This is a genomic window from Pseudomonas sp. HMSC063H08 (assembly GCF_001813645.1).
In the GTDB taxonomy this organism is placed as follows: Bacteria; Pseudomonadota; Gammaproteobacteria; order Pseudomonadales; family Pseudomonadaceae; genus Pseudomonas; species Pseudomonas aeruginosa.
The window spans coordinates 245,640-269,598 of the sequence record NZ_KV813429.1; the positions used below are offsets into that span (position 1 = coordinate 245,640).

19 protein-coding genes are annotated in these 23,959 nt (G+C 66.6%); 5 read left to right on the plus strand and 14 right to left on the minus strand.

The features are described 5' to 3' along the window. Positions 1 to 28: 28 nt before the first annotated feature. From topA to fadB, 4 genes are all read right to left on the minus strand, one after another. Positions 29 to 2,635, minus strand: a complete 2,607-nt coding sequence (gene topA / locus HMPREF2924_RS13235; protein ID WP_003091201.1) for a type I DNA topoisomerase — start codon at positions 2,633 to 2,635, stop codon at positions 29 to 31. A gap of 90 nt (positions 2,636 to 2,725) precedes the next feature. After that, positions 2,726 to 2,989 carry a DUF1653 domain-containing protein gene (locus tag HMPREF2924_RS13240; protein ID WP_003109484.1) on the minus strand — a complete coding sequence of 88 codons (264 nt, stop codon included), beginning with the start codon at positions 2,987 to 2,989 and terminating at the stop codon, positions 2,726 to 2,728. 193 nt (positions 2,990 to 3,182) lie between these two features. Beyond that, entirely contained in the window at positions 3,183 to 4,358 is a 1,176-nt protein-coding gene (gene fadA / locus HMPREF2924_RS13245; RefSeq protein WP_003113978.1) for an acetyl-CoA C-acyltransferase FadA, read from the minus strand. Between the two features lie 30 nt (positions 4,359 to 4,388). Continuing rightward, the gene (fadB, locus tag HMPREF2924_RS13250) at positions 4,389 to 6,536 is read right to left on the minus strand and encodes a fatty acid oxidation complex subunit alpha FadB (RefSeq protein ID WP_003091204.1); all 2,148 of its coding nucleotides are present in this window, start codon (positions 6,534 to 6,536) and stop codon (positions 4,389 to 4,391) included. Between the two features lie 427 nt (positions 6,537 to 6,963). On the opposite strand from fadB, the gene HMPREF2924_RS13255 reads away from it, so the two are divergent. After that, the gene (locus tag HMPREF2924_RS13255; RefSeq protein ID WP_003130674.1) at positions 6,964 to 7,782 is read left to right on the plus strand and encodes a hypothetical protein; all 819 of its coding nucleotides are present in this window, start codon (positions 6,964 to 6,966) and stop codon (positions 7,780 to 7,782) included. 16 nt (positions 7,783 to 7,798) lie between these two features. On the opposite strand, the gene HMPREF2924_RS13260 is transcribed toward HMPREF2924_RS13255, so the two are convergent. Continuing rightward, positions 7,799 to 8,233 carry a hypothetical protein gene (locus tag HMPREF2924_RS13260; RefSeq protein ID WP_003109487.1) on the minus strand — a complete coding sequence of 145 codons (435 nt, stop codon included), beginning with the start codon at positions 8,231 to 8,233 and terminating at the stop codon, positions 7,799 to 7,801. 207 nt (positions 8,234 to 8,440) lie between these two features. On the opposite strand from HMPREF2924_RS13260, the gene HMPREF2924_RS13265 reads away from it, so the two are divergent. Next, positions 8,441 to 8,878, plus strand: a complete 438-nt coding sequence (locus HMPREF2924_RS13265) for a universal stress protein (protein WP_003091210.1) — start codon at positions 8,441 to 8,443, stop codon at positions 8,876 to 8,878. A 29-nt stretch (positions 8,879 to 8,907) separates the two neighbouring features. On the opposite strand, the gene HMPREF2924_RS13270 is transcribed toward HMPREF2924_RS13265, so the two are convergent. Both HMPREF2924_RS13270 and HMPREF2924_RS13275 read right to left on the minus strand, forming a co-directional pair. Further along, positions 8,908 to 9,594, minus strand: a complete 687-nt coding sequence (locus HMPREF2924_RS13270; protein WP_003130673.1) for a DUF6901 family protein — start codon at positions 9,592 to 9,594, stop codon at positions 8,908 to 8,910. A 149-nt stretch (positions 9,595 to 9,743) separates the two neighbouring features. Continuing rightward, positions 9,744 to 11,666, minus strand: coding sequence for an ATP-binding cassette domain-containing protein (locus HMPREF2924_RS13275; RefSeq protein WP_003091215.1), 1,923 nt, complete (start codon positions 11,664 to 11,666; stop codon positions 9,744 to 9,746). A 225-nt stretch (positions 11,667 to 11,891) separates the two neighbouring features. Between HMPREF2924_RS13275 and slt the strand changes: the two genes are divergently transcribed. Both slt and HMPREF2924_RS13285 read left to right on the plus strand, forming a co-directional pair. Beyond that, on the plus strand, positions 11,892 to 13,820 hold the full coding sequence (slt, locus tag HMPREF2924_RS13280) for a lytic transglycosylase Slt (protein WP_003130672.1): 1,929 nt from the start codon (positions 11,892 to 11,894) through the stop codon (positions 13,818 to 13,820). A 56-nt stretch (positions 13,821 to 13,876) separates the two neighbouring features. Further along, on the plus strand, positions 13,877 to 14,263 hold the full coding sequence (locus HMPREF2924_RS13285) for a lysozyme inhibitor LprI family protein (RefSeq protein WP_003091225.1): 387 nt from the start codon (positions 13,877 to 13,879) through the stop codon (positions 14,261 to 14,263). Between the two features lie 43 nt (positions 14,264 to 14,306). Here HMPREF2924_RS13285 and HMPREF2924_RS13290 read toward each other — a convergent pair whose 3' ends face one another. The 5 genes from HMPREF2924_RS13290 to HMPREF2924_RS13310 form a co-directional block, all read right to left on the minus strand. Then, positions 14,307 to 15,113, minus strand: a complete 807-nt coding sequence (locus tag HMPREF2924_RS13290; protein WP_023094589.1) for an MOSC domain-containing protein — start codon at positions 15,111 to 15,113, stop codon at positions 14,307 to 14,309. Between the two features lie 102 nt (positions 15,114 to 15,215). Beyond that, positions 15,216 to 16,124, minus strand: a complete 909-nt coding sequence (gene yegS, locus HMPREF2924_RS13295) for a lipid kinase YegS (protein WP_003091230.1) — start codon at positions 16,122 to 16,124, stop codon at positions 15,216 to 15,218. Positions 16,125 to 16,198: 74 nt separating this feature from the next. Continuing rightward, positions 16,199 to 17,758 (minus strand): FGGY-family carbohydrate kinase, encoded by a 1,560-nt coding sequence (locus HMPREF2924_RS13300; RefSeq protein ID WP_003109491.1) that lies wholly within the window; start codon positions 17,756 to 17,758, stop codon positions 16,199 to 16,201. A gap of 20 nt (positions 17,759 to 17,778) precedes the next feature. After that, entirely contained in the window at positions 17,779 to 19,359 is a 1,581-nt protein-coding gene (locus HMPREF2924_RS13305) for a glycerol-3-phosphate dehydrogenase/oxidase (RefSeq protein WP_003130668.1), read from the minus strand. Between the two features lie 5 nt (positions 19,360 to 19,364). Continuing rightward, positions 19,365 to 20,960, minus strand: coding sequence for an FAD-binding oxidoreductase (locus HMPREF2924_RS13310; protein ID WP_003091236.1), 1,596 nt, complete (start codon positions 20,958 to 20,960; stop codon positions 19,365 to 19,367). A 176-nt stretch (positions 20,961 to 21,136) separates the two neighbouring features. Between HMPREF2924_RS13310 and HMPREF2924_RS13315 the strand changes: the two genes are divergently transcribed. Beyond that, complete coding sequence (locus tag HMPREF2924_RS13315; RefSeq protein WP_003091237.1) at positions 21,137 to 22,168, plus strand: AraC family transcriptional regulator GliR; 1,032 nt, start codon at positions 21,137 to 21,139, stop codon at positions 22,166 to 22,168. A gap of 28 nt (positions 22,169 to 22,196) precedes the next feature. On the opposite strand, the gene glp is transcribed toward HMPREF2924_RS13315, so the two are convergent. Next, positions 22,197 to 23,414 carry a molybdopterin molybdotransferase MoeA gene (gene glp / locus HMPREF2924_RS13320; protein WP_003130665.1) on the minus strand — a complete coding sequence of 406 codons (1,218 nt, stop codon included), beginning with the start codon at positions 23,412 to 23,414 and terminating at the stop codon, positions 22,197 to 22,199. Then, entirely contained in the window at positions 23,411 to 23,950 is a 540-nt protein-coding gene (gene moaB / locus HMPREF2924_RS13325; RefSeq protein WP_003091240.1) for a molybdenum cofactor biosynthesis protein B, read from the minus strand. Before moaB ends, glp begins: the two co-directional genes overlap by 4 nt. Positions 23,951 to 23,959 lie beyond the last annotated feature (9 nt).

The following is a 23,959-nucleotide window of genomic DNA, read 5'->3' on the forward strand; positions in this document are numbered from 1 at the left end:
CGCCCCATGCAAGCGGGCGCGCCATCCATCAGCGCTTGTCTTCGACCTTCCACTTGCCGCCATCGTAGAAGGCGCGCCAGCCGGTGGGCTTGCCATCGACCTCGGACTGCACGTATTGCTCCTTGGTCTTGCGGCTGAAACGGATCACCGCGGGACGGCCGTCCGGGTCTTTCTGCGGGGCGTCGCAGAGGTAATGGTACTTGGGATCCAGCTCGGCCTTGTGCGGGATGATCTCGCTCACCAACGGCGCGCGGGTCTCGCGGTTCTTCGGGAACTGGCTGGCGGCCAGGAACATGCCCGAAGCGCCGTCGCGCAGCACGTAGATATCGTCCACCTTCTCGCACTTCAATTCAGGCATGCGGATGGCGTCCATCTTCGGCGGCGCCGCCTCGCCATTCTTCAGCAGCTTGCGGGTGTTCTTGCAGGTCGGATTGGTGCAACCGAAGAACTTGCCGAAACGGCCGGTCTTCAACTGCATCTCGCTGCCACACTTGTCGCATTCCAGGCTCGGCCCTTCGTAGCCCTTGATCCGGTACTGGCCTTCCTCGATCTCGTAGCCCGGACAGTCGGGGTTGTTGCCGCAGATATGCAGCTTGTGTTTCTCGTCCAGCAGGTAGGCGTCCATCGCGGTACTGCAGATCGGGCAGCGATGCTTGCCACGCAACACCCGCGACTCGGACTCGCCCTCGTCGTCCGCGGCGATCTCGTCGCCGGGAATCAGGTTGACGGTCGCCTTGCAACGTTCCTTCGGCGGCAGGCTGTAGCCCGAGCAGCCGAGGAACACGCCGGTGGAGGCGGTACGAATCATCATCGGCCGGCCGCACTCGCGGCAGGGAATGTTGGTCAGGGTCGGCTGGTTGGCGCGCATCCCCTTCTCGCTGACTTCGGCCACCTCGAGCTTCTTCTTGAAATCGCCGTAGAACTCGTCGAGCAGGTGCTTCCAGTCGCGCTCGCCCTGGGCCACGTCGTCGAGATGCTCCTCCATCCCGGCGGTGAAACCGTAGTCCATCAGGTTGGCGAAGCTCTCGTTGAGCCGATCGGTGACGATGTCGCCCATCTTCTCCGCATAGAAGCGGCGGTTGTGGGTGGTTACGTAGCCGCGCTCCTGGATGGTGGAGATGATCGCCGCGTAGGTCGAGGGGCGGCCGATACCGCGCTTCTCCAGTTCCTTGACCAGGCTCGCTTCGGAGTAGCGCGCCGGCGGCTTGGTGAAGTGCTGGCTCGGATCGAGCTTGATCAGCTTGAGGTTCTCGCCTTCCTTCATTTCCGGCAGGACGTCGTCCTCGCCCGGCTTGCTCTGCTGCGGCAGTACCCGGGTATAACCGTCGAACTTGAGGATGCGGCCCTTGGCGCGCAGTTCGAAATCGCCGGCGGTGACGCTCACGCTGGTCGAGAGGTATTCGGCCGGGGTCATCTGGCACGCCACGAATTGGCGCCAGATCAGGTCGTACAGGCGCTCGGCGTCGCGCTCCATGCCGGACAGCTGGGTCGGCTTGAGGTTGACGTCGGAAGGACGGATCGCCTCGTGCGCTTCCTGGGCGCCCTCCTTGCTCGAGTAGACGTTGGCCTTGCCCGGCAGGTACTTCTGGCCGAACTCGTCTTCGATGAAACCGCGGACCATGCCAATGGCATCGGCCGACAGGTTGGTCGAGTCGGTACGCATGTAGGTGATGTAGCCGGCCTCGTAGAGACGCTGGGCCATCATCATGGTCTTCTTCACCCCGAAGCCCAGGCGGTTGCTCGCCGCCTGCTGCAGGGTGGAAGTGATGAACGGCGCCGAGGGTCGGCTGGAGGTCGGCCGGTCCTCGCGCTTGGCGACGCTATAGGCCGACGCCTTGAGCTTTTCCAGGGCCGCCATGGCCTGGGCTTCGTTGAGCGGCTTGAAGGCCTCGCCCTTCTCGCGGGTAACCTCGAAGCGCACGTTGGCGCCCTTGGCGGTACCGAGGTCGGCATGCACTTCCCAGTACTCTTCCGGGACGAAGGCGCGGATCTCGCGTTCGCGCTCCACCACCAGCTTCACCGCTACCGACTGCACGCGACCGGCGGACAACCCGCGGGCAATCTTCTGCCAGAGCAGCGGCGAGACCATGTAGCCGACCACGCGGTCGAGGAAACGCCGCGCCTGCTGGGCGTTCACCCGGTTGATATCGAGCTCGCCGGGCTGGGAGAAGGCCTCCTGAATGGCCTTCTTGGTGATTTCGTTGAATACCACGCGCTTGTAGCGGCTTTCGTCACCGCCGATGGCTTCCCGCAGGTGCCAGGCGATGGCCTCCCCTTCGCGGTCCAAGTCGGTCGCGAGATAGACGGTGTCGGCGTCCTTGGCCAGGCGGCGCAGCTCGTCGATGACCTTTTCCTTGCCGGGCAGGATCTCGTACTTGGCCTTCCAGCCATGCTCGGGGTCGACCCCCATGCGCGAGACCAGTTGGCGCCTGGCCTTCTCCTTCGGTGACAGCGCCGGCGCCTCGGAGGCGCTCTTGCGGCCCTTGGCCGCCGGCTCCTTGGAACTCGACGAACCACTGGTGGGCAGGTCACGGATGTGGCCGATGCTCGACTTCACCACGTACTGGCTGCCCAGGTACTTGTTGATGGTCTTGGCCTTGGCCGGGGATTCCACGATGACCAGCGATTTACCCATGGATCGGAAGGTTCCTGCGTCGAAAAGATGAATATAAAGGAGGGAGCGACTAGCGCGGCACCGCTATATATAGTGGCGAACGAGCCAAGGTCAAGCGCGGTCTTCCCCGCCGGGAGCTTTCTGCAAGCCCAGGGGATCGGCCTCGGGACTCACCAGGACGAAGCGCGGCACCCACTCGCCATCGACCTCCACGGCCTCGGTGAACATCTCCAGCGGACGCACCCAGAGACCGAATTCGCCGTACAGCGCCTGGTAGATCACCAGCGCCTCTTCCGTCTCCGAATGCCGCGCGACACCCAGGACCCGGTAGTTCTGTCCCTTGTAATGACGATAGAGCCCAGCCTGCAGGTCCATGTTCCTTACCTTGTCTCGAAAATCGGAAAACAACGGCACAATGCCGACATACAACAGCCCGGTATAGGCACGGATCGCACAATAGGCAAACCCGCGCTCCCGGGGCGTCATTCGCTCGATACAGCCGGAAACGACTGACACTGAAAAACGAAAGCCGGGGCACGAGGCCCCGGCTTTCCCCTTCGACGAACGCTTAGATGCGCTCGAAGACGGTGGTGATACCCTGTCCCAGGCCCACGCACATGGTGGACACGCCAAGGGTACCGCCGTTCTGCTTCATCACGTTCAACAGGGTGCCGGAAATGCGCGCACCGGAGCAACCGAACGGGTGACCCAGGGCGATGGCGCCGCCATGGAGGTTGACCTTCTCGTCCATCTTGTCGAGCAGCTTGAGGTCCTTCAGCACAGGCAGGGCCTGGGCGGCGAAGGCTTCGTTGAGTTCGACGAAATCGATGTCGGCGATGGTCAGGCCGGCACGCTTGAGCGCCTTGTTGGTCGACGGCACCGGGCCGTAGCCCATGATCGCCGGGTCGACACCCGCCACGGCCATGGAGCGGATCACCGCCATCGGCTGGATGCCCAGGTCCTGGGCGCGCTGGGCCGACATCACGATCATGCAGGAGGCACCGTCGGTGATCTGCGAGGAGGTCCCCGCGGTCACGGTGCCGCCTTTCGGATTGAACGCCGGCTTCAACTCGGCCAGGGTCTCGACGGTGGTTTCCGGACGAATGGTCTCGTCGAAGTCGAAGACTTTCAGGAAACCGTTCTCGTCATACCCTTCCATCGGGATGATCTCGTCCTTGAACTTGCCTTCCTGGGTGGCCTTCCAGGCCAGTTGGTGCGAACGCGCGCCGAACTTGTCCTGCGCCTCACGGCTGATACCGTGCATCTTGCCGAGCATTTCCGCGGTCAGGCCCATCATGCCCGAGGCCTTGGCGGCGTACAGGGACAGGTGCGGGTTCGGGTCGACGCCATGCATCATGCCGACGTGGCCCATGTGCTCCACGCCGCCGATGACGAATACATCGCCATTGCCGGTCTGGATCGCCTGGGCGGCGGTGTGCAGCGCGCTCATCGACGAACCGCACAGGCGGCTGACGGTCTGCGCGGCGCTGGTGTGCGGGATCTGGGTCATCAGCGACGCCATGCGCGCGATGTTCCAGCCCTGTTCCAGGGTCTGGTTGACACAGCCCCAGATCACGTCTTCCACTTCGGCCGGGTCGACCTTCGGGTTGCGCTCCAGCAGCTTGCTGATCAGGTGCGCCGACATGGTCTCGGCGCGGGTGTTGCGGTGCATGCCACCCTTGGAACGACCCATCGGGGTGCGGCCGAAGTCGACAATGACGACGTCTCTCGGATTCAGGCTCATAAATTCACTCTCGCTCTAGTCGTTCCGCGATTAACCGAAGAATTTCTGACCGTTCTTGGCCATTTCACGCAGCTTCGCGGTCGGGTGGTACAGCGCGCCCAGCTCGGCGTACTTGTCGGCCAGGGCCACGAACTCGGCGACACCGATCGAATCGATGTAGCGCAGAGCACCACCACGGAAGGGCGGGAAGCCGATGCCGTAGATCAGGCCCATATCGGCCTCGGCAGCGGTCTCGACGATGCCGTCTTCCAGGCAACGCACGGTTTCCAGGCACAGCGGGATCATCATGAAGTTGACGATGTCCTCGTCGGTCACTTCGCGCTGCTCGACCACGATCGGCTTGAGCACTTCGTAGGCCTGCGGATCGGTGACCTTCTTCGGCTTGCCGCGCTTGTCGGTCTCGTAGGCGTAGAAGCCCTTGCCGTTCTTCTGGCCCAGGCGGTTGGCCTCGTACATCACGTCGACGGCGGTCTTGCCCTCGACCGCCATGCGGTCCGGGAAGCCCTCGGCCATGACGTCGCGGCCATGGTGGCCGGTGTCGATGCCGACCACGTCGGACAGGTAGGCCGGGCCCATGGGCCAGCCGAACTTCTCCATCACCTTGTCGATGCGCACGAAGTCGACGCCGAAGCTCAGCAGCTTGGCGAAGCCGCCGAAGTACGGGAACAGCACGCGGTTGACCAGGAAGCCGGGGCAATCGTTGACCACGATCGGGCTCTTGCCCATCTTCTTGGCGTAGGCGACGGTGGTGGCGATGGCGGTTTCACCGGTCTTCTCGCCACGGATCACTTCCACCAGCGGCATCATGTGCACCGGGTTGAAGAAATGCATGCCGCAGAAGTTTTCCGGACGCTTCAGCGCCTGGGCCAGCAGGCTGATGGAGATGGTCGAGGTGTTGGAGGCGATGATCGCGTCTTCCTTCACCGCGCCTTCTACTTCGGCGAGCACGGCTTGCTTGACCTTGGGGTTCTCGACGACGGCTTCGACGACGATGTCGACGTTGCCGAAGTCGCCATAGGACATGGTCGGACGGATGCCATTGAGCGCCTCGGCCATCTTCGCCGGGGTCAGGCGACCCTTCTCGACGCGCTTGCCGAGCAGCTTGGCGGCCTCGTTCAGGCCCATCTGGATACCCTCTTCGCGGATATCCTTCATCAGGATCGGGGTGCCCTTGAGCGCCGACTGATAGGCGATGCCGCCGCCCATGATGCCGGCGCCGAGCACGGCGGCCAGTTTCACGTCCTTGGCGACTTCGTCGTATTTCTTGGCTTTCTTCTTCAGTTCCTGGTCATTCAGGAACAGGCCGATCAGGCTCTGCGCGACCGAGGTCTTGGCCAGCTTGACGAAGCCGGCGGCTTCGACTTCCAGCGCCTTGTCGCGGCCGAAGTTGGCGGCCTTCTGGATGCTCTTGATGGCTTCCACCGGCGCCGGGTAGTTCGGACCGGCCTGGCCGGCGACGAAGCCCTTGGCGGTTTCGAAGGCCATCATCTGCTCGATTGCATTCAGCTTCAGCTTTTCCAGCTTCGGCTGGCGCCGTGCCTTGTGGTCCAGCTCGCCGGCGACGGCGCGCTTGGCCAGGTCGAGGGCAGCGGCCTGCAGTTGCTCGGGAGCGACCACGGCGTCGACGGCGCCGACCTTCAGGGCGTCCTCGGCCTTGTTTTCCTTGCCCGAGGCGATCCACTCGACGGCGTTATCGCAGCCGATCAGGCGCGGCAGGCGGACGGTGCCGCCGAAGCCCGGGTAGATGCCCAGCTTGACTTCCGGCAGGCCGACCTTGGCGGTCGCGCTCATCACGCGGAAGTCCGCGGCCAGGCACATCTCCAGGCCGCCGCCGAGGGCGATGCCGTTGATCGCGGCAACGGTGGGTACGTCCAGGTCTTCGAAGTCGCTGAAGATCTTGTTGGCTTCGAGGTTGCCCGCCATCAGTTCCTCGTCGGGCAGCTGGAAGTTGTCAACGAACTCGGTGATGTCGGCACCAACGATGAACACGTCCTTGCCGCTGGTCACGATCACGCCCTTGACCGATGCATCGGCCTTGATCGCATCGACTGCCGCACGCAACTCACTGAGGGTGAGACGGTTGAACTTGTTGACGGACTCGCCCTTGAGATCGAAATTCAACTCGACGATGCCGCCCTCAAGAGGCTTAACCGTGATGGCTTTACCTTGGTAAATCATCAACTGATCTCCACGCTATTATGGAAGCTTGAACTTACACATCGGACGCCGTGTCGGGACCCTTTCGGCAACCGCCGAGCATAGTCCCAAACCCTTCGGCACACCCGCCGACGCGATAACCGGGTCTCTATTGTCGAGGCCTGCGCGAGGCAAACGCTCGATTCATACGCCCGTTTGACTTGGGTGCGCACACATTCCGGCAAAAGCCGGGAATTGTCAATCAGCCATCCGGAAAACACCTGCCCTCCTCCAGGCCCTCTGCGCAGGGCCATTCAGCCAGCCTCTGTCGGACCATTCAGATGTTCGATGATCGGCGCCGTGGGCGCTTGTCCCGGTGCGGAAAGGCAGGCTAGAGTCGCCGCAGATCGCCATGCATGATCGGCCACGGGCCGTTACAAAAGAACAACAAGAAGGCCTCCAGGGCCACATGGAGATGGAACCCATGATCTGCCGTCCGTTCACTCTTTGTCTGGCCCTGCTCGGCCTGCTGAGCCTCCCCGTCTTCGCGGCAGGGACCGCCGATGACCTGCTCGCCCTGCACCAGATGCGGCTCGCCACGCAGAAATCCCTGAACGCCTTCTTCATGTACGTCGGCCAGGAAGGCGATCAACGCTACGCCAGCCTGATCGAAAGCTCGACGCAGACGACGGAAGCCCGCCTGCAGCGACTCGACGGCGTGAACGGCAGCGAATCCCGGCGCCTGCTGGGCCAGCTTCGCGAGCAATGGCGGGACTATGCGCAAGACCTCGACAAGCTGACCGGCGCGGTGCGCAACAAGGGCTACAGCGACCTGCAACCGGTCGCCGACCTGGCACGGCGCAACCAGCAACTGATGGACCTCGGCGGCCAGTTGTATCGCAGCCTGCAACGGGAAAACGCCGCCACGGTGCCGACGCTCACCGAGCAGAGCCGCGAACAGAGCCTGCTGATGCAGGACATTGCCCTGGACTATGCCTCGCGCAACGCGTCGGTGGGCGCCAGCTTCTTCGGCGGCGGCGAGGAGCGTCCACTGGACGACCTGGCCAGCCGCTTTTCGGTCAACCTGTTGAAGCTGCAGCAGGCGCCGCAGAACGACGAGGAGATCGCCAGGGCGCTGCGCAGCGTGGCGATCAAGTGGCACTACATCGAGAAGTCCCTGCGCAACTACAACCAGAACAGCGTGCCGTTCCTGGTCAACAAGAATGCAGACCGGATCATCGATGGCCTGGAGAAGGTCGCCGCGCTGTATGCCGCGCGCAACCAATGAACCTCGGCGCGCCGCCTCAGGCGCGCTGGCGGAGAAACTCGGCGATGCGCCCGAGGTCGGCGCTATCGCCGCGCTCGCCCCAATACAGGGCAAGGAACTGGGCGGTCGCCTCCACCTTGTAGACATCCCCGGGGAGGCTGCGCAGGGCGTCCAGCAACTCATCGTCCGCGCACGGCTCGCGCCACTGGTTCAGCCACTGGCCCGGGGTATTCTGCCAATAGCACCAGGCCTCCCGGCCGCGTCGGCGCGGGCAGTGGAACTGCGCGCAGGACGTCGGCGGAGCACTCTCCAGCCAATGCGGCCAATCCTGGCGCGCGAGCTGCATGGCCAGGCCGAGACGGCGCGCCTCGAGGCGCAGGGCCATCTTGCCGCGCTGCCTGTTGGACGGCATCAGCCAGGCCAGGGGACTGAGCATGACAGCCAGCAGCAGGATCACCAGCCAAGTGGTCATAAGGAACGGACACTCGAAAAACTGTTAAGGCATTTGCCTCGATCCACGCGCGCAGGCAGGATCGATCGCAGTCGCCAAGGGAGGCGCAGTTTACAGGCGAATGCGACCACGGCGGAGCAGCTTTTTGCCCAGCGCAACGGAACAGGTTCCACGCGCGGCGCGAAAGTCCATAATGAAAACACTATCCCCTTCTGGGAGGAGACGTTCATGCCCTATCAACACATTCTGGTCGCCGTCGACCTGACCGACGAATGCGACCCGGTGATGAAGCGTGCGGCGGCCCTGGCCACCAGCAACCAGGCCCGGCTCTCGGTGGTGCATGTGGTCGAGCCCATGGCCATGGCCTTCGGTGGGGACGTGCCGATGGACCTGTCGATGTTGCAGCAGCAGCAGTTCGACCAGGCCCGTGAACGCCTGGATGCCTTCGCCGTACGCTATCCGGACCTCGGCAGCGAGCAGCGCCACCTGGTCTACGGGCAACCGCGCCAGGAAATCCACCGCCTCGCCGCGGAACAGGCCTGCGACCTGATCGTGGTCGGCAGCCACGGTCGCCACGGCCTGGCGCTGCTGCTCGGTTCCACTGCCAACGACGTGCTGCACGGCGCGCCCTGCGACGTGCTCGCGGTGCACCTGAAGAAAGCCTGATCTCTCCCCGCTCGGCCGGGGCCTGCGCCTCAGCCGAGCGTTTCCTCGGCGCTCATCACCAGCGGGCGGATCTTCTGCAACTGGGTTTCCAGCGAATAGCTGATGCTCGACGACAGCGAGAAGAAGGTCAGGAACGCCTTCAGGTTGGAATCGCTGACACAGGTGTCGTGGATTCGCTGCCAGAACGCCTGGTTGACCAGTTGCAACTGCTGGAACAGCCGCACCAGCCCTTTCAGTTCCCAATCGGCATGCCGCCCCTCGCGGAAGTTGAAGTACTGGCGCATCAGGTACAGCGGCACCACCCGCAGCACGAACTCCTGGTTGCTGGCGAACGGCAGGTGCTGCATGGCCATCGGCCTCAGCGGCGCCAGCAGCGGACAGGCGCTGCTGGCCATGATCAAGCCGATCAGCGCGCGCAGTCCTTCCTCCAGGCCCGCCTGCTTGATGTACTCGCGCTCCGGCGTGCGCACGCAGATGCCGGCCTTGCGGAACGCCGGCAGGTTGCGGAAATCCTCGATCACCCCATGCAGGTCGACCGCCGCCGGACAATGGCTGTAGCGTTCGCGATCGAGCGGGCAGTTGCTGCAGCGATTGTGCTCCAGGCGCGTCCAGCGCGGCGCCGCGGAGGCCGCCTGCGGGTCGTAGTGCCGCTCCAGCTCGATGCGATAGTTGAGCTGATGCTGGTCGTCCAGCGTGATGCGGTACTCGATTGCCATGGACTGATCCTTTCTCGGGAGACGGCCGGCCCGTCAATGACGCCAGCCAGAGGGACCGACGGGGGACTGCACCCACCGCCGGCAAGGCCCGCAAGGATCATCGAGATGAGCCGCTATCACATTGATGCAGCTCACTTTTTCGAGATGGATCAGTCTTCCAGTTCGGCCCAGCGCTCGAGCAAGGCATCGAGTTCCTGCTGCAACGCGTCCAGCCGCGCCAGGGTTTCGCGCTGCTCGTCCTGCGGGCGCAGATAGAAATCCTGCTGCGCGATGGTTTCCTGGACACCCGCCAGCTCCGCCTCGACCGCGTCGATCTGCCCGGGCAAAGCCTCCAGCTCGCGCTGCAACTTGTAGCTGAGCTTTTTCTTCGCCGGCGCCTCGCTCGGCGCCGCAGCAGCCGGCGCGGGTTCGGCGGCGGGCGCCAGCGCGGTATTCAGCTCGGCCTTGCCGCTCTTCGACTCGCTCACGCCGAGCAGGCGCGGCGTGCCCCCTTGGCGCAGCCAGTCCTGGTAGCCACCGACGAATTCGCGAACCTTGCCCTCGCCCTCGAAGACCAGGGTGCTGGTCACCACGTTGTCGAGGAAGGCCCGATCGTGGCTGACCATCAGCACGGTGCCCTGGAAGCCGAGCAGGACTTCCTCCAGCAGTTCCAGGGTTTCCACGTCGAGGTCGTTGGTCGGTTCGTCGAGCACCAGCAGGTTGGCCGGCTTGCTGAACAGCTTGGCCAGCAACAGGCGCGCGCGCTCGCCGCCGGACAACGCCTTCACCGGGGTGCGGGCGCGCTGCGGACTGAACAGGAAGTCGCCGAGATAGCTGAGCACATGCCGGTTCTGGCCGTCGATGGTGATGAACTCGCGACCTTCGGAGATATTGTCGATCACCGTCTGCTCGGGTTCGAGCTGATGGCGCAACTGGTCGAAGTAGGCCACTTCCAGCTTGGTGCCCACCTCGATTTTGCCCGAGGTCGGCTGCAGGTCGCCAAGCAGCAGCTTGAGCAAGGTGGTCTTGCCGGTACCGTTGGCGCCGAGCAGGCCGATACGGTCGCCGCGCTGCAGGACCATGGAGAAGTCGCGTACCAGCGGCTGGCCGCCGGGATGGGCGAAGCTGACGTGCTCCACCACGATCACCTGCTTGCCGGACTTGTCCGCGCTTTCCAGCTGGAAGCTGGCCTTGCCCTGGCGCTCGCGGCGCTCGGCGCGTTCGCGACGCATTTCCTTCAGTGCCCGAACCCGCCCTTCGTTGCGCGTGCGGCGGGCCTTGATGCCCTGGCGGATCCACACTTCTTCCTGGGCCAGGCGCTTGTCGAACAATGCGTTGGCAGCTTCTTCGGCGGCCAGTTGCTGTTCCTTGTGCACCAGGAAACTGGCGTAATCGCCGTTCCAGTCGATCAGGTGGCCACGATCCAGCTCGAGGATGCGGGTCGCCAGGGATTGCAGGAAGGCGCGGTCGTGGGTAATGAACAGCACCGCGCCGTTGAAGCCCAGCAGCGCTTCCTCGAGCCAGGCGATGGCGCCGATGTCCAGGTGGTTGGTCGGTTCGTCGAGCAGCAGCAGGTCCGGCTCGGCGACCAGCGCCTGGGCCAGCAGCACGCGCCGACGCCAGCCGCCGGAGAGTTCGGCGAGGGTCTTGTCGGCCGGCAACTGCAGGCGGCTGAGGGTGCTGTCCACCAGTTGCTGCAGGCGCCAGCCATCGCGCGCCTCGAGTTCCTGCTGGACCCGCGAGAGGCGCGCCAGGTCATCGTCGGTATGGATGTTCAGGCTCAGGTGGTGGTACTCGGCGAGCAGCTTGCCGACTTCCGCCAGACCCTCGGCCACCACGTCGAACACTGTCCGTTCGTCGGCACGCGGCAGTTCCTGGGGCAATTCGCCGATCTTCAGCGCCGGTGCGCGCCAGACTTCGCCGTCGTCGGCCTGCTGTTCGCCCTTGACCACCTTGAACAGGCTGGACTTGCCGGTACCGTTGCGCCCGATCACGCAGACCCGCTCGCCACGGCCGATCTGCCACGACACCTTGTCCAGCAAGGGAGTGGTGCCAAAGGCAAGGGATACATCGGTGAACTTGAGCAGGGTCATGGGCGCCTCCGGAAACAGGGCGCGCATTTTACGCCGGATAGGCATCGGATGGCACGGCGCTTTCACCGCCATGCCGCAACGGCTAAGCTTAGGCGAGCCATCCGCCCGGCTTCGGGCGCGCCCCGCGACAGCGGTCGCGCGCCAGTCCCGCGAGCGGTCGAAACGCCCGTAGGCAGCCGTTGCGGACCTGCCGACGTTACCCGACATCACCTGCCCGGATAAGTCATGCGCGGTCGCCTGTTCACTCTCGTTTCCTGTCTTTTGCTCAGTATTTCCTCCGTCGACGCGGCCCACGCCGCTTCCCTGACCGAACAACGCCGTCTCTACGACCAGGCCAAGGCCGCCCTGGCCAAGGGCAACAGCGCGCCCTACATGGCCTCGCGCAGCGCCCTGCGCGATTACCCGCTGGAACCCTACCTGGCCTACGACGAACTGACCCATCGGCTGAAGTCCGCCAGCAACGAGGAGGTCGAGCGCTTCCTCACCGAACACGGCGACCTGCCGCAGATCGGCTGGCTGAAACTGCGCTGGCTGCGCCTGCTGGCCGACCGCGGCGACTGGAAGACCTTCGTCAACTACTACGATCCGAAGCTGAACTTCACCGAACTCGACTGCCTGTATGGCCAGTACCAGCTGGGCCACGGCCAGAAGGCCGAAGGCTACGCCACCAGCGAACGCCTGTGGCTGGTCGGCAAGTCGCAGCCGGCTGCCTGCGACACCCTGTTCGGCCTCTGGCAGGGCGAAGGCCAGCTCACCGAGGAAAAGGTCTGGAAACGCCTCAAGCTGGCCGCCGAAGCGCGCAACTACAGCCTCGCCTCGCACCTCGCGCAGCGCCTGCCGACCCTCGGCAACCAGGGCGCGCTGATGGTCAGCGTGGCGCAGAACCCCGCCCAGCTGAGCCAGACCGGCCGCTTCAGCCAGCGCGACCATGCCACCGCCGACGTGGTCGGTCTCGGCCTGCGCCGCCTGGCGCGGCAGGACCCGGAAAAGGCCCTGAGCCTGCTCGACTACTACAGCTCGGCGCTACCCTTCTCCAGCGACGAGAAGGTCGCCATCGCCCGCGAGATCGGTCTCAGCCTGGCCAAGCGCTTCGATCCGCGTGCACTGCCGCTGATGACCCAGTACGATCCCGGCCTGCGCGACAATACCGTCACCGAATGGCGCACCCGCCTGCTGCTGCGCCTGGGCCGCTGGGACGAAGCCTACGCGCTGACCCGCAAGCTGCCCCAGGATCTCGCCGCCACCAGCCGCTGGCGCTATTGGCAGGCACGCAGCCTGCAACTGGCACAGCCGAACAGCAAGGAGCCGATCGCGCTGTACCAGAAGCTCGCCGGCGAGCGCGACTTCTACGGTTTCCTCGCCGCCGACCGCCTGAGCGTGCCGTACAAGCTCGGCAACCGCCCTGCGCACATCGACCCGCGCGTCCTGCAACGCGTACGCAACGCCGCCAGCACGCGCCGGGCCATGGAGTTCTTCAACCGTGGCGAAGTGATCAACGCCCGCCGCGAGTGGTACCACGCCGCGCGCCTGTTCGATCGCGACGAGCTGATCGCCCAGGCCAGGCTGGCCTACGACATGCAGTGGTATTTCCCGGCGATCCGCTCGATCAGCCAGGCGCAGTACTGGGACGACCTGGACATCCGCTTCCCGATGGCGCATCGCGCCACCCTGGTGCGCGAAGCGAAGAACCGCGGCCTGCACTCCAGCTGGATCTTCGCCATCACCCGGCAGGAAAGCGCGTTCATGTCCGATGCCCGTTCCGGAGTCGGCGCCACCGGACTGATGCAGCTGATGCCCGGCACCGCCAAGGAGACCTCGCGCAAGTTCGGCATCCCGCTGGCCTCGACCCAGCAACTGATCGTGCCCGACGTCAACATCCGCCTCGGCGCCGCCTACCTGAGCCAGGTGCATGGCCAGTTCAACGGCAACCGGGTACTCGCCTCGGCCGCCTACAACGCCGGTCCGGGCCGCGTCCGCCAGTGGCTGAAAGATACCCGCCACCTGGCCTTCGACGTGTGGATCGAGACCATTCCGTTCGACGAGACTCGCCAGTACGTGCAGAACGTGCTGTCCTATGCGGTGATCTACGGGCAGAAGCTCAATGCGCCGCAGCCCATCGTCGACTGGCACGAACGCTACTTCGACGATTTCTGACCCCCAACCCGGCCCGGACGCCCGGGCCTTTCCAGTACCTTGAAAAGGACCTCAAGATGAACAAGCCCCTCGCCACCGCTCTGCTCGCCGCCTCCAGCCTGCTGCTCGCCGACGGCGCCCTGGCCGCCGACGCCTGCGGTACGCCGCGCAACGCCTTCGACAGCGTGTATTGCCGCAGCGGCGAGTTTTCCCAGGCCGACCGCGAGCTGAACCAGCAGTTCGGCACCCTGCGCAAGCACCTGAACGACGGCCAGAAAGCCCTGCTGAAGAAGAGCCAGATCGCCTGGATCAAGGAGCGCGACGCGGCCTGCAGCGAAAGCAAGGACAACGGTTATTTCGTCAATCTCGACTGCGCCACCGAGAAGACCCGCCAGCGCCTCGACTTCCTCCGCGAACGCGAGCGCGAGTGCCTGAGCACCGGTTGCGTCGACGCCAAGCTCTGATCGCCGGCAATGGCCGCCCGCCGCAACGGCGGGCGACCGTTCCTCAGTCGAGGATTTCCACCGGCATCCCCACCTCCAGGCCGCCCTGTCCCAGCGCAATCAGGTTCTGCCCGAACAGCACCGCGCCATCCTTTTCCCGGTAGGTCTTCAGGGTCGTCAGCGGCTCGCGGTCCTCGTTGCGCTCGCCGGTCGCCGGATCCAGGGTGGTGAGGATGCAGCGGGAACAGGGCTTGGCCACGACGAACTCGACCGAGCCGATGCGGATGCGTTTCCAGCCGTCCTCGGCGAACGCGGCGCTGCCTTCCACCACCAGGTTGGGACGGAAGCGCAGCATCTCCAACGGCCGGCCGACCCGCTGGCTGAGGTCGTCGAGCGAAGCCTGGCCGATCAGCAGCAGCGGGAAACCGTCGGCGAAATGCACCTTCTGCCCCGGCTCGGCGTAGCCGGTATCGACCTGCCGCGCGCGCGCCTCGGGAATGTGCACCAGGCGCGTCGGGCGGCCGAGGAAGCGCGTCATCCAGTCCGCTGCGGCGTCGCCGGCATCCGGCGCCTGCAAGGTATCGCGCCAGACCGTGACGCCACGCAGGTTGGCGTCGGCTGCCGGTACTTCGAGACTCAGCTCGGACATCCCCGGCGCATTCAGCCGCAGGACCTCCGGCGCCGCCCAGCGCGCCTGGATACGCCCCAGCTGCGGCAGCAGGCGCTGGGTGAAGAAACGTCCGGTTTCGGTGTCCACCGCCATCCAGCGTCGGTCGCCGACCACGCCCAGCGCATCGAGCGCGACGCACTCCAGGGACTCGGCGGCGGAAGACTTGATCGGATAGCGGTACAGCGCGGAGAGACGGAACATGGAACCAGCATCCTTGGTGGAAAGATGCTGTTATACGGTGTCGCGGGAAAGGCCGACAAGACACAGACGCCACTCCAGGCAGCGGATCAGTCGGCCCCGCCCTCAGTCCTCGCGCGGCGGCTCGCGCAACAACGGCGAACCGGCCGGCAAGTGCACGCGCAGCGCGCCCGGGGAAACCGAGAAACGCAGCTTGCGTCCCTCCAGCGGCTCGCCGTCGAGATTGACGTCGAGACCTTCCGCCGCCTCCACTTCCAGCCATGGCACCCGCGCGCGGACGAACAGGCTTTCCACTCCGTTGCCACCGCCGAGCAGGGTGCCCAGGGTACCGACCATGTCCTGCGGCGTCGGCAGGATGCTCACGTCCAGCAGGCCGTCGTCCACTCGCGCTTGCGGACACAGTACGTGTCCGCCGCCGGCCTGGCGCCCGTTACCGATGCCCAGGGCGAGGAACTCGCCTTCCCACTGGAAGTCCGGGGCGCTGAAACGGCCCTGGGCGGCATGCACTTCGGAAAAACGGGTCAACCCGGTCAACAGGTAGGCGGCACCGCCGAGAACCTTCTTCAGGTCCTCCGAGGTATTCGCCGTGACCTTCGAACCGAAGCCGCCAGTGGCCATGTTGAGGAACAGCTTGCCGTTCACCTCGCCCAGGTCGATCGGCCGCGCCGTCTGGTCGAGCAGCGCCAGCGCCGCGGCCGGTTCCAGGGGAATCCCGGCGGCGCGGGCGAAATCGTTGGCGGTGCCCAGCGGCAGGATCGCCAGGCTCGCCTCGCCTCGCCCGCGCGCCAGCGCTTCGGCCACCTCGCGCAGCGTGCCGTCGCCACCGCCGGCGACCAGCGTCGCATAGCCGGCCGCCAGCGCCTCCTCGACGATGCGCCGGGCGTCGCCGTCCTCCCAGGTTACTCGCACCGCCAGCTCCCGTCCGGCCTCGCGCTGCGCCGCGACCGCGGCACGAACCTCTTCGTTGCCCGCCTGCTTGCCATGCAGGACCAGCAGAACCTTGTCCTTGTCCATCGAACCGAACCCCTCGTCGTGGCCTTGTCTTTGCCTATTGACCGCGTATCCGGGACGGAAGTGCGGCGCCCGGTTCAGGCAGGGTAGCCGGTAATCTCGCGAATGCTGCGGTAGAGCGGGCGCAACTGGCGATACATGCGCAGGTAGACCTCGCCATAGAGCCGCTGGTAGATCTGCCGGGCTTCCGCCTGGGGCAGGAAAACCCGGCCGACGCGGGTCATCCCGGCCACCGCGCTGGCGACGTCCGGATAGAGGCCGAGCCCCACCGCGCAGTCGATCGCCGCACCCAGGCCGGACGCCTCGTAGACATGCGGGCGCTCGGCCGGCAGGCCGAAGATGTCGGCGGTGAGCTGCATCGCCGCGTCGCTCTGCGAGCCGCCGCCGGCCACGCGCAGGCGCACGATCGGCGTGCCCGAACGCTTCTCGATGCGCTCCTTGCCCTGGCGCAGGGCATAGGCCAGGCCCTCGAGGATGGCCCGGTAGATGTGCGCCCGGGTATGCACGTCGCCGAAACCGATCATCGCCCCCTTGGCCTCCAGTCCCGGTTCGCGGATTCCCGGCGACCAGTAGGGTTGCAGGGTCAGGCCCATCGAGCCGGGCGGCACGCCGTTGACCAGTTCGTCGAACAGTTGCTCCGGCTCGACCCCCTGCTCGCGCGCCTGCTGCATCTCGCGCAAGCCGAACTCGCGCTTGAACCAGCTGACCATCCAGTAGCCGCGATAGATCATCACCTCGGTATTGAAATGATCGGGAATCGCCGCCGGATAGGGTGGAATCAGCGGCACGGTTTCCAGGTAGCGGGCGCGAGTGGTGTTGATGGTCGCCGTGGTGCCGTAGGAGAGGCAGGCGATGGTGGGCTCCAGCGCACCTGCGCCGAGCACCTCGCAGGCCTTGTCGGCCCCCGCGGCGATCAACGGCAGGCCTTGCGGAATGCCGGTGTGCCGGCTGGCCTCGGCGCTGATCTCGCCGAGCCGCTCGCCCGGCTTGAACAGCTCCGGCAACTGCTCGCGGCGTACCGCCAGCGCCTGCCATTTCCAGTCGCGCGGCGCGGCCCAGCGCAGGCGCTTGTAGTCGAACGGCAGGTAGGCTACGCAGCACCCCACCGAATCGACGAAACGGCCGGTCAGGCGGTGGCTGAGAAAGCCGGAAAGCAGCAACACCTTGTCGGTCTTCGCGGCGATCTCCGGCTGCTCCTGGGCCACCCAGTTGACCTCGGCCTGGGCGCGGAAATGCTCCACCGCGCCCTCGGCGCCGACCAGCTTGAACAGCCAGCCCCACGGCCCCCTGATGCGCTCGCGGACCTCCGCCCGGCGCTGGTCGAGCCAGAGGATCGCCGGACGCAACGGCCTGCCCTCGGCATCGACGTGGATCACCGTACCGCGCTGGGTGGTCAGCGACACCCCGCGGATGAGCCCGCGATCGATGTCCACCTGGTCCCAGAGCCGCCGACAGGCCTCGCCGAGCATCGCCCAGTAGTACTCGGGGTCCTGTTCGGCCCAGCCCGGATGCTTCGAGTAGTAGGCCTCCAGCTCCACCTTGCCCTTGCCCAGCAGGTTGCCCTGCAAGTCGAACAGCAGGGCGCGCACGCTCTGGGTGCCATTGTCGATCGCCAGCAGATAGTTCTTGTCGTTCATCTCGTTCTCGTCTCGGCTGGTCAGACGGGCAGGCTGTAGTGCCGGCGCCAGAGGTCCAGATAGGCCTGTTGCTCACGTTCCCAGCGCGGGTCGTCCCAGCCCAGGCGCGCTTGGCAGAGTGCGCGGATACGCGGCAGGTATGCCGCGCCGCCTCCGGGCAACAGCAGGCCGAGGCGGGTGCGGCGCAACAGCAGGTCGTCGAGATGCAGCACCATTTCCGCCTCGGCGGCGAACGCCAGTTCGGCCCAGAGCGTTTCGCTGGCACCCACGCAGTCCGTTCCGAGGGTGTCCACCAGCCGCTTGAGGCGGACCAGGTCGCGTCCGTAGCGACCGGCCAGGCGGCGTCGCTGGCCGCTGCCGAGCCCGTCGATGAGCGGGCCTTCGCAGGCGCCGAACACCGCCGCGCCATCGTCCGTGACCGTGCGCCCGAGCAGCGGCGCGCAGGCTTGTAGCACCTCCACCGCCAGCGGCCGGAAGGTGGTCAGCTTGCCGCCGGCCAGGGTCACGCAGCCCGGCTCGCGCCAGAGCACATGCTCGCGTTTCTCGTCGGAAGGCTTGCCGCTGTCGTCGCCGCTGCTGACCACCGGTCGCACGCCGGCCCAGGTCGACAGCACGTCGCACGCCTCGATGGCGGCGGCGGGAAACTGCTGGGCGCAGGCCGCCAGCAGGTAGTCGAGTTCGGCGCGGCTGATCCGCGCGTCCTCCCCAAGGCCGTCGCGATGGTCGAGATCGGTGGTGCCGACCACCGTCGCGCCCTCCCAGGGGAACACGAACACCGGTCGCCGGTCCGTGGCGTGCATGAAGCTGAAGGCATGGGCCACCGGCAGGCGCCAGGCCGGCAGCAATAGATGGCTGCCGCGCAGCGGGCGGATGTGCTCGCTTCCGCCGGGCTGGCGCAACTCATCGGCCCAGGCCCCGGTGGCCACCGCCAGGGCACGGCAGCGAAAGTCGAGAAGCTCGCCGCTCTCGCGGTCCTCGGCGCGCAGGCCGACCACCTGGCCGCCCTCGCGCAGCAATTCGCGCACACGCATGCCGTTGAATGCCTCGCCGCCGTCGTGACGCGCCTCGGCCAGCACCCGCAGCACCAGGCGCGCATCGTCGGTCACCGCATCGAAGAATCGCGTGCCGCCGAGCAGCCGTTGTTCCTTCAGGCCCGGCGCCAGGTAGCGCAACGCGGCGGCGTCGTAGAAACGGTGGTTGCGCCGCCCGGCAAGGGCGTCGTAGACGCTCAGCAGGCCGCCGAATAGCCGCGGGCCGGGAAAGCCGCCGCGGTAGTGGGCCATCACGAAGCTCAACGGCTCCACCAGCCCAGGCGCCTCGCCGAGCAGGCGCTGGCGCTCGCGCACCGAGTCGCGGGTCAGCCGCCACTGGCCCTTGGCGATGTAGCGCAGGCCGCCATGGACCATCTTCGACGAGCGGCTCGAGGTGCCCCAGGCGAAGTCCCGCTGCTCCAGCAGCAGGCAGCGCCAGCCGCGCCGCGCGGCTTCGCGGAGGATGCCGGCACCGCTGATGCCGCCGCCGACCACGATCAGGTCCCACTCCTGCCCCGCCAGCGCCGGCAGGCGGCGGCGACGCCACTCCTCGTTCCAGGCTGAAGTCATTCCGCTCAGTCCTGCAGCAAGGTGCCGCGGTTGAGCCGCCCGGCCGGATCGAAGTGACCGGCCATGGCACGCAGCGCGGCGACGCCCAGTTCGCCCTTCTCGCGGGGCAGGTAGGGTGCGTGGTCCTTGCCGACGCCATGCTGGTGGCTGATGGTGCCGCGATTGTCGACGATCGCCTGGCTGGCCGCATGCTTGAGACGCTTCCAGCGCTCCAGCGTCGCCGCATAGCTCGCGGCCGGACGGAACACGTAGGTGGTATAGATGCTCGACCCCTCGCCATAGACATGCGAGAGGTGGGTGAACACATGGACCCTCTCGCCCTCGGCGGCCAGGCCGTCGCGCAGGCTGGCCTCGATCTTCTGCAGCAGGCCGTCGACGTTGCTCCAGTCGGTGGCGGTCTCCAGGGTGTCCACGGCGTAGCCCGCCTGCCACAGGGCCTCGCGCAGGTAGGGGAAGCGGAAGCGGTTCTGCGCCCACTTGCGCCCCAGCAGGGTGCCGGTGAAGACCCCGCCGAAGCGTTTCAGCAAGGCCTTCGCCTGGCTCAGCGACAATCCGTTCTGCCGACGGTTGCCAGTCACGCCGAAGGTCAGCATGCACTTGCCCTCGCCCGCGCCGCGCAGTGCCAGGTATTTCTCCAGCCAGGCGATCTGTCCGGGATGGCCGGCCAGGGCCAGTTGGGTCATGGTCTCCACGGCGTTGGACAGGCGCAGCATCGACAGCGGCACGCGCGCCTGGGCCAGCTCGCGGGTGGCTTGCAGGGCCTGCTGCCAGTTCGGCAGGAAGACGCTGTAGAAGCGCTCGTCCTCGGCCAGCGGCGAGACCCGCACCTTCACCGAGGAAATGATCCCGAAGCGTCCCTCAGAGCCCAGCACCAGTTCGCGCAGGTCCGGTCCCGCCGCGGATGCCGGGAAGGTAGCGATTTCAAGCGGCCCGGCGAAGGTCTCCAGGGTCCCGCCGGCGAAAAGTTGTTCGATCCGCCCGTAGCGCAGCGACTGCTGGCCGCTGGAGCGGCTGGCGACCCAGCCGCCGAGGGTCGACAACTCCCAGGACTGCGGGAAATGCCCGAGCGTGTAGCCCAGCGCACGCAACTGGCTCTCCACCTGCGGGCCGGCGGCGCCGGGGCCGAAGGTCGCGACCAGGCTCTCGCGGTCCAGATCGAGCAGGCGGTTCATACGCTCCAGCGAGACCGTCAGTACCGGCCGCCGCGAGGCTTGCGGATTGATATGGCCGGCCACGGAAGTACCGCCGCCATAGGGAATCAGTTGCAGGTCGCGGGAGTCGGCCAGGGCCAGCAACTCGCGGATCTGCTCGGCGGTTTCCGGATAGGCCACGGCGTCCGGGTAGACGCCGAAGTCGCCCTCGCGCATCGCCAGCCAGTCCGGCAGGCTCTGCCCGCGGGCATGCAGCAGACGCTCACGGGGGTCGATGCTGTAGCGCGGATCGGCCTCCAGGCGCGACGCCGGAACCTTCGCCAGCGCCGCCTCCAGGCTGGCGTCCGGCAAGCGTGCGCCCTGCCCGACCAGTTCCGCCAGGAACCCACGGGCGCTGTCCGGCAATTCGACCACGGTGCTTTCTTCGCCCCAGCCATTCCAACGACGCATGAACCTCTCCCCTCGCTTGTCGCGGCAACCTGTTTATCGGAACCTTTCTGGCTGCCTATACTAGCCAGCCGCCCTCGCCTGTCACTGTCGGATCGAGACACTCCCTGTGACCGATCAAGACAGCCGGCACGCACGCCGGACGGCCTGTTCCACCCGCCACGACAAGAACAACGACCATGCAGACCCTTGGCTCCACCTCGGTTCCGGCCCTGCTGAAGTACCTGCGCCACGCCGAACGGCTCGGCCTGGACATCGCCCCTGCCCTGGCCGCCGCCGGCCTCCAGGCCGACCAGCTCAACGACAATCGCCAGCGCCTGCCGGGCGAAGCCCACGAGCGCCTGCTCGGCTATTTCTGCGAGCATTCCGGCGATCCCCTGTTCGGCCTGCATTCGGCGCGCTTCGTCCAGCCCGGCTCCTGGAGCGTGCTCGGCTACATCGCGATGAACTGCGCCACCCTGGGCGAGGCCATGAGCCGCATCACGCCCTACGAGAAGCTGGTCGGCGACATGGGCACCAGCCGCATCGAGGCGGCCGGCGGGCAGGTCCGGCTGATCTGGAACTGCCGCCACCAGACACCCCTGGTACGGCGCCACATGGTCGAGCACGTCCTGGCTTCCTGGGTCCTCTACGCGCGCTGGATCGCCGACCTGGAAGGTTCGCCGGACGAGGTCTGGCTGGAACACGACCTGCCGGACGGAACCCGCGTGGAAGACTACGAGACCTTCTTCGGCTGTCCGGTGCGCTTCACCCAACCCTGTTCGGCGCTGCTGGTACCACTGGACTACCTGGCGCTGCCGCTGCGCCAGGCCGACGCGACGCTGCTGCGCACCCTGGAAGAACATGCCCTGGCGCTGATGGCCGAGCTGGACGATGACGAGCCGCTGCCGCTGCGGGTGAAGAACGCCCTGCGCCAGCTACTCAAGGACGGCCTGCCGCGCAAGGAACGGGTGGCGGAGAAGTTCGGCATGACCGTACGCACCCTGCAACGCCACCTGCAGCAAGCCGGCAGCAGCTACCAGCAGACCCTCGACGAACTGCGCCGCGAACTGGCCGAGCACTACCTGCTGCATAGCGAGCTGCCGATCCAGGACATCGCCCAGTACCTGGGCTTCACCGAGTCCCGCTCGTTCCATCGCAGTTTCAAGGGCTGGACCGGGCAGACGCCCGGCGAGTACCGGCAACGGCGGAAGGAGCCGGCGGCGCAATGAGAACGGCGGCCATCCGGCCACCGTCGGCTCAGTCGAGCAGTTCGCTCAGCGGAATGAACGCCACGCCCTCGCCTTCCACGAGGGTACGTCCCTCGCGGACCTCCACCAGCCCCTCGGCCCAGGAAGCGCTGCGCAGTACCCCGGAACTCTGGTTCGGATAGAGCACCGCGCGGCCCTGCTCCAGACGACCACGCAGGTACTCGCGACGCTGCCCCGCCTTGGTCCAGGCGAAGCCGGCCGGTACCTCCACCCGCAGCGGCGCGACCTGCGCCACGCCGAGCCGGCGCAGCAGGTAGGGACGCGCCAGCAGGGCGAAGGTGACCAGGGTTGAAGCCGGATTGCCCGGCAGGCCGATCACCGGGATGCCCTGGAACTGGCCGACGGTCAGCGGCTTGCCGGGTTTTATCGCCAGCTTCCAGAGGGTCAGCTCGCCGGCTTCGCGCAGCGCCATGCCGAGGAAGTCGGCCTCGCCCACCGATACGCCGCCAGTGGAAAGGATAAGGTCCACCCCGGCCAACCCGGCCAGGCGCTCGCGGGTACGTGCCAGGTCGTCGGGAAGGATACCGGCGTCGAGCACGTCGCAGCCCAGGCGTTGCAGCCAATCCTTGAGCAACGGACGGTTGCTGTTGTAGATCTGCCCGGCCTGCAGCGGCTGGCCCGCCTCGACCAGCTCGTCGCCGGTGGACAGCAGCGCCACCCGCGGCTTGCGTCGCACCTCCAGGGTCGCGCAGCCGAGCGAAGCCGCCAGCCCCAGTTCGATGGAGCGCAGGCGCGTGCCGGCCGGCAGGACCAGGTCGCCCTGGCGGATTTCCTGGCCACGCGGGCGCACATGCTGGCCCGCGCGCAACGGCTGGGTGAAGCGCACGCGGCCATCGTCGAGCGCTTCGGCGTTTTCCTGCATCTCTACCAGATCGGCGCCTTCCGGCAGCGGCGCACCGGTGAAGATCCGCGCACAGGTACCCGCTTGCAGCGGCTCCGGCGCCTGTCCGGCAAAGATCTTCTGGCTGACCGGCAGTGGCTCGCCGTTCCAGTCGGCGAGGCGCAAGGCGTAGCCGTCCATGGCGCTGTTCGGCCACGGCGGCAGGTCCAGGCCGGCCAGCAGGTCGACCGCCAGCACGCGGCCGCCAGCCTGCTCCAGGGGCACCTGCTCACACGTATCGATAGGCGTTTGCGCGGCCAGTTCGAGGAGCCGTTCCAGCGCCGTCTCGACCGGCATCAGCCCCGGCTGTTCGCAGCAGCCGCTCACCCGCGGCTCTCGCAGGGCGCCGCCTGTTTCAGGTGCGGGACGAAGTTGCACGGGCGATGACGGGCGTCCAGTTGCTCGACGAGGATGCCTTCCCAGGCAGTGCGGCAGGCATTGGTGGAGCCCGGCAGGCAACAGACCAGGGTACCGTTGGAAAGCCCGGCCAGGGCCCGCGACTGGATGGTGGAGGTACCGATGTCGGCCAGCGAAATCTGCCGGAACAGCTCGCCGAAGCCGTCCACCTGCTTGTCCAGCAGGCAGGCCACCGCTTCCGGGGTGCTGTCGCGGCCGGTGAAACCGGTGCCGCCGGTGATCAGCACGACCTGCACGCTGTCCTCGGCGATCCAGGTCGCGACCTGTGCGCGGATCCGGTACAGGTCATCCTTCAGCAACACGCGAGCGGCCAGGTTGTGCCCGGCCTCGGTCAGGCGGTCGACGAACAACTGGCCTGAGGTATCGGTTTCCAGGGTACGGGTATCGCTGACGGTCAGGACGGCGATGTTCAACGGCACGAATGCCGTTTCGGCCTTGTGGCTCATGGGGTTGGC

Coding starts and splice junctions, on each gene's coding strand:
- HMPREF2924_RS13240 (WP_003109484.1), bottom strand. CDS start 2,989: ATGGACCTGCAGGCTGGGCTCTATCGTCATTACAAGGGACAGAACTAC.
- HMPREF2924_RS13305 (WP_003130668.1), bottom strand. CDS start 19,359: ATGACTTCAGCCTGGAACGAGGAGTGGCGTCGCCGCCGCCTGCCGGCG.
- HMPREF2924_RS13260 (WP_003109487.1), bottom strand. CDS start 8,233: ATGACCACTTGGCTGGTGATCCTGCTGCTGGCTGTCATGCTCAGTCCC.
- HMPREF2924_RS13270 (WP_003130673.1), bottom strand. CDS start 9,594: ATGGCAATCGAGTACCGCATCACGCTGGACGACCAGCATCAGCTCAAC.
- slt (WP_003130672.1), top strand. CDS start 11,892: ATGCGCGGTCGCCTGTTCACTCTCGTTTCCTGTCTTTTGCTCAGTATT.
- HMPREF2924_RS13275 (WP_003091215.1), bottom strand. CDS start 11,666: ATGACCCTGCTCAAGTTCACCGATGTATCCCTTGCCTTTGGCACCACT.
- HMPREF2924_RS13300 (WP_003109491.1), bottom strand. CDS start 17,758: ATGAACGACAAGAACTATCTGCTGGCGATCGACAATGGCACCCAGAGC.
- HMPREF2924_RS13310 (WP_003091236.1), bottom strand. CDS start 20,960: ATGCGTCGTTGGAATGGCTGGGGCGAAGAAAGCACCGTGGTCGAATTG.
- topA (WP_003091201.1), bottom strand. CDS start 2,635: ATGGGTAAATCGCTGGTCATCGTGGAATCCCCGGCCAAGGCCAAGACC.
- HMPREF2924_RS13290 (WP_023094589.1), bottom strand. CDS start 15,113: ATGTTCCGTCTCTCCGCGCTGTACCGCTATCCGATCAAGTCTTCCGCC.
- yegS (WP_003091230.1), bottom strand. CDS start 16,124: ATGGACAAGGACAAGGTTCTGCTGGTCCTGCATGGCAAGCAGGCGGGC.
- HMPREF2924_RS13265 (WP_003091210.1), top strand. CDS start 8,441: ATGCCCTATCAACACATTCTGGTCGCCGTCGACCTGACCGACGAATGC.
- fadB (WP_003091204.1), bottom strand. CDS start 6,536: ATGATTTACCAAGGTAAAGCCATCACGGTTAAGCCTCTTGAGGGCGGC.
- HMPREF2924_RS13285 (WP_003091225.1), top strand. CDS start 13,877: ATGAACAAGCCCCTCGCCACCGCTCTGCTCGCCGCCTCCAGCCTGCTG.
- fadA (WP_003113978.1), bottom strand. CDS start 4,358: ATGAGCCTGAATCCGAGAGACGTCGTCATTGTCGACTTCGGCCGCACC.
- moaB (WP_003091240.1), bottom strand. CDS start 23,950: ATGAGCCACAAGGCCGAAACGGCATTCGTGCCGTTGAACATCGCCGTC.
- HMPREF2924_RS13315 (WP_003091237.1), top strand. CDS start 21,137: ATGCAGACCCTTGGCTCCACCTCGGTTCCGGCCCTGCTGAAGTACCTG.
- HMPREF2924_RS13255 (WP_003130674.1), top strand. CDS start 6,964: ATGGAGATGGAACCCATGATCTGCCGTCCGTTCACTCTTTGTCTGGCC.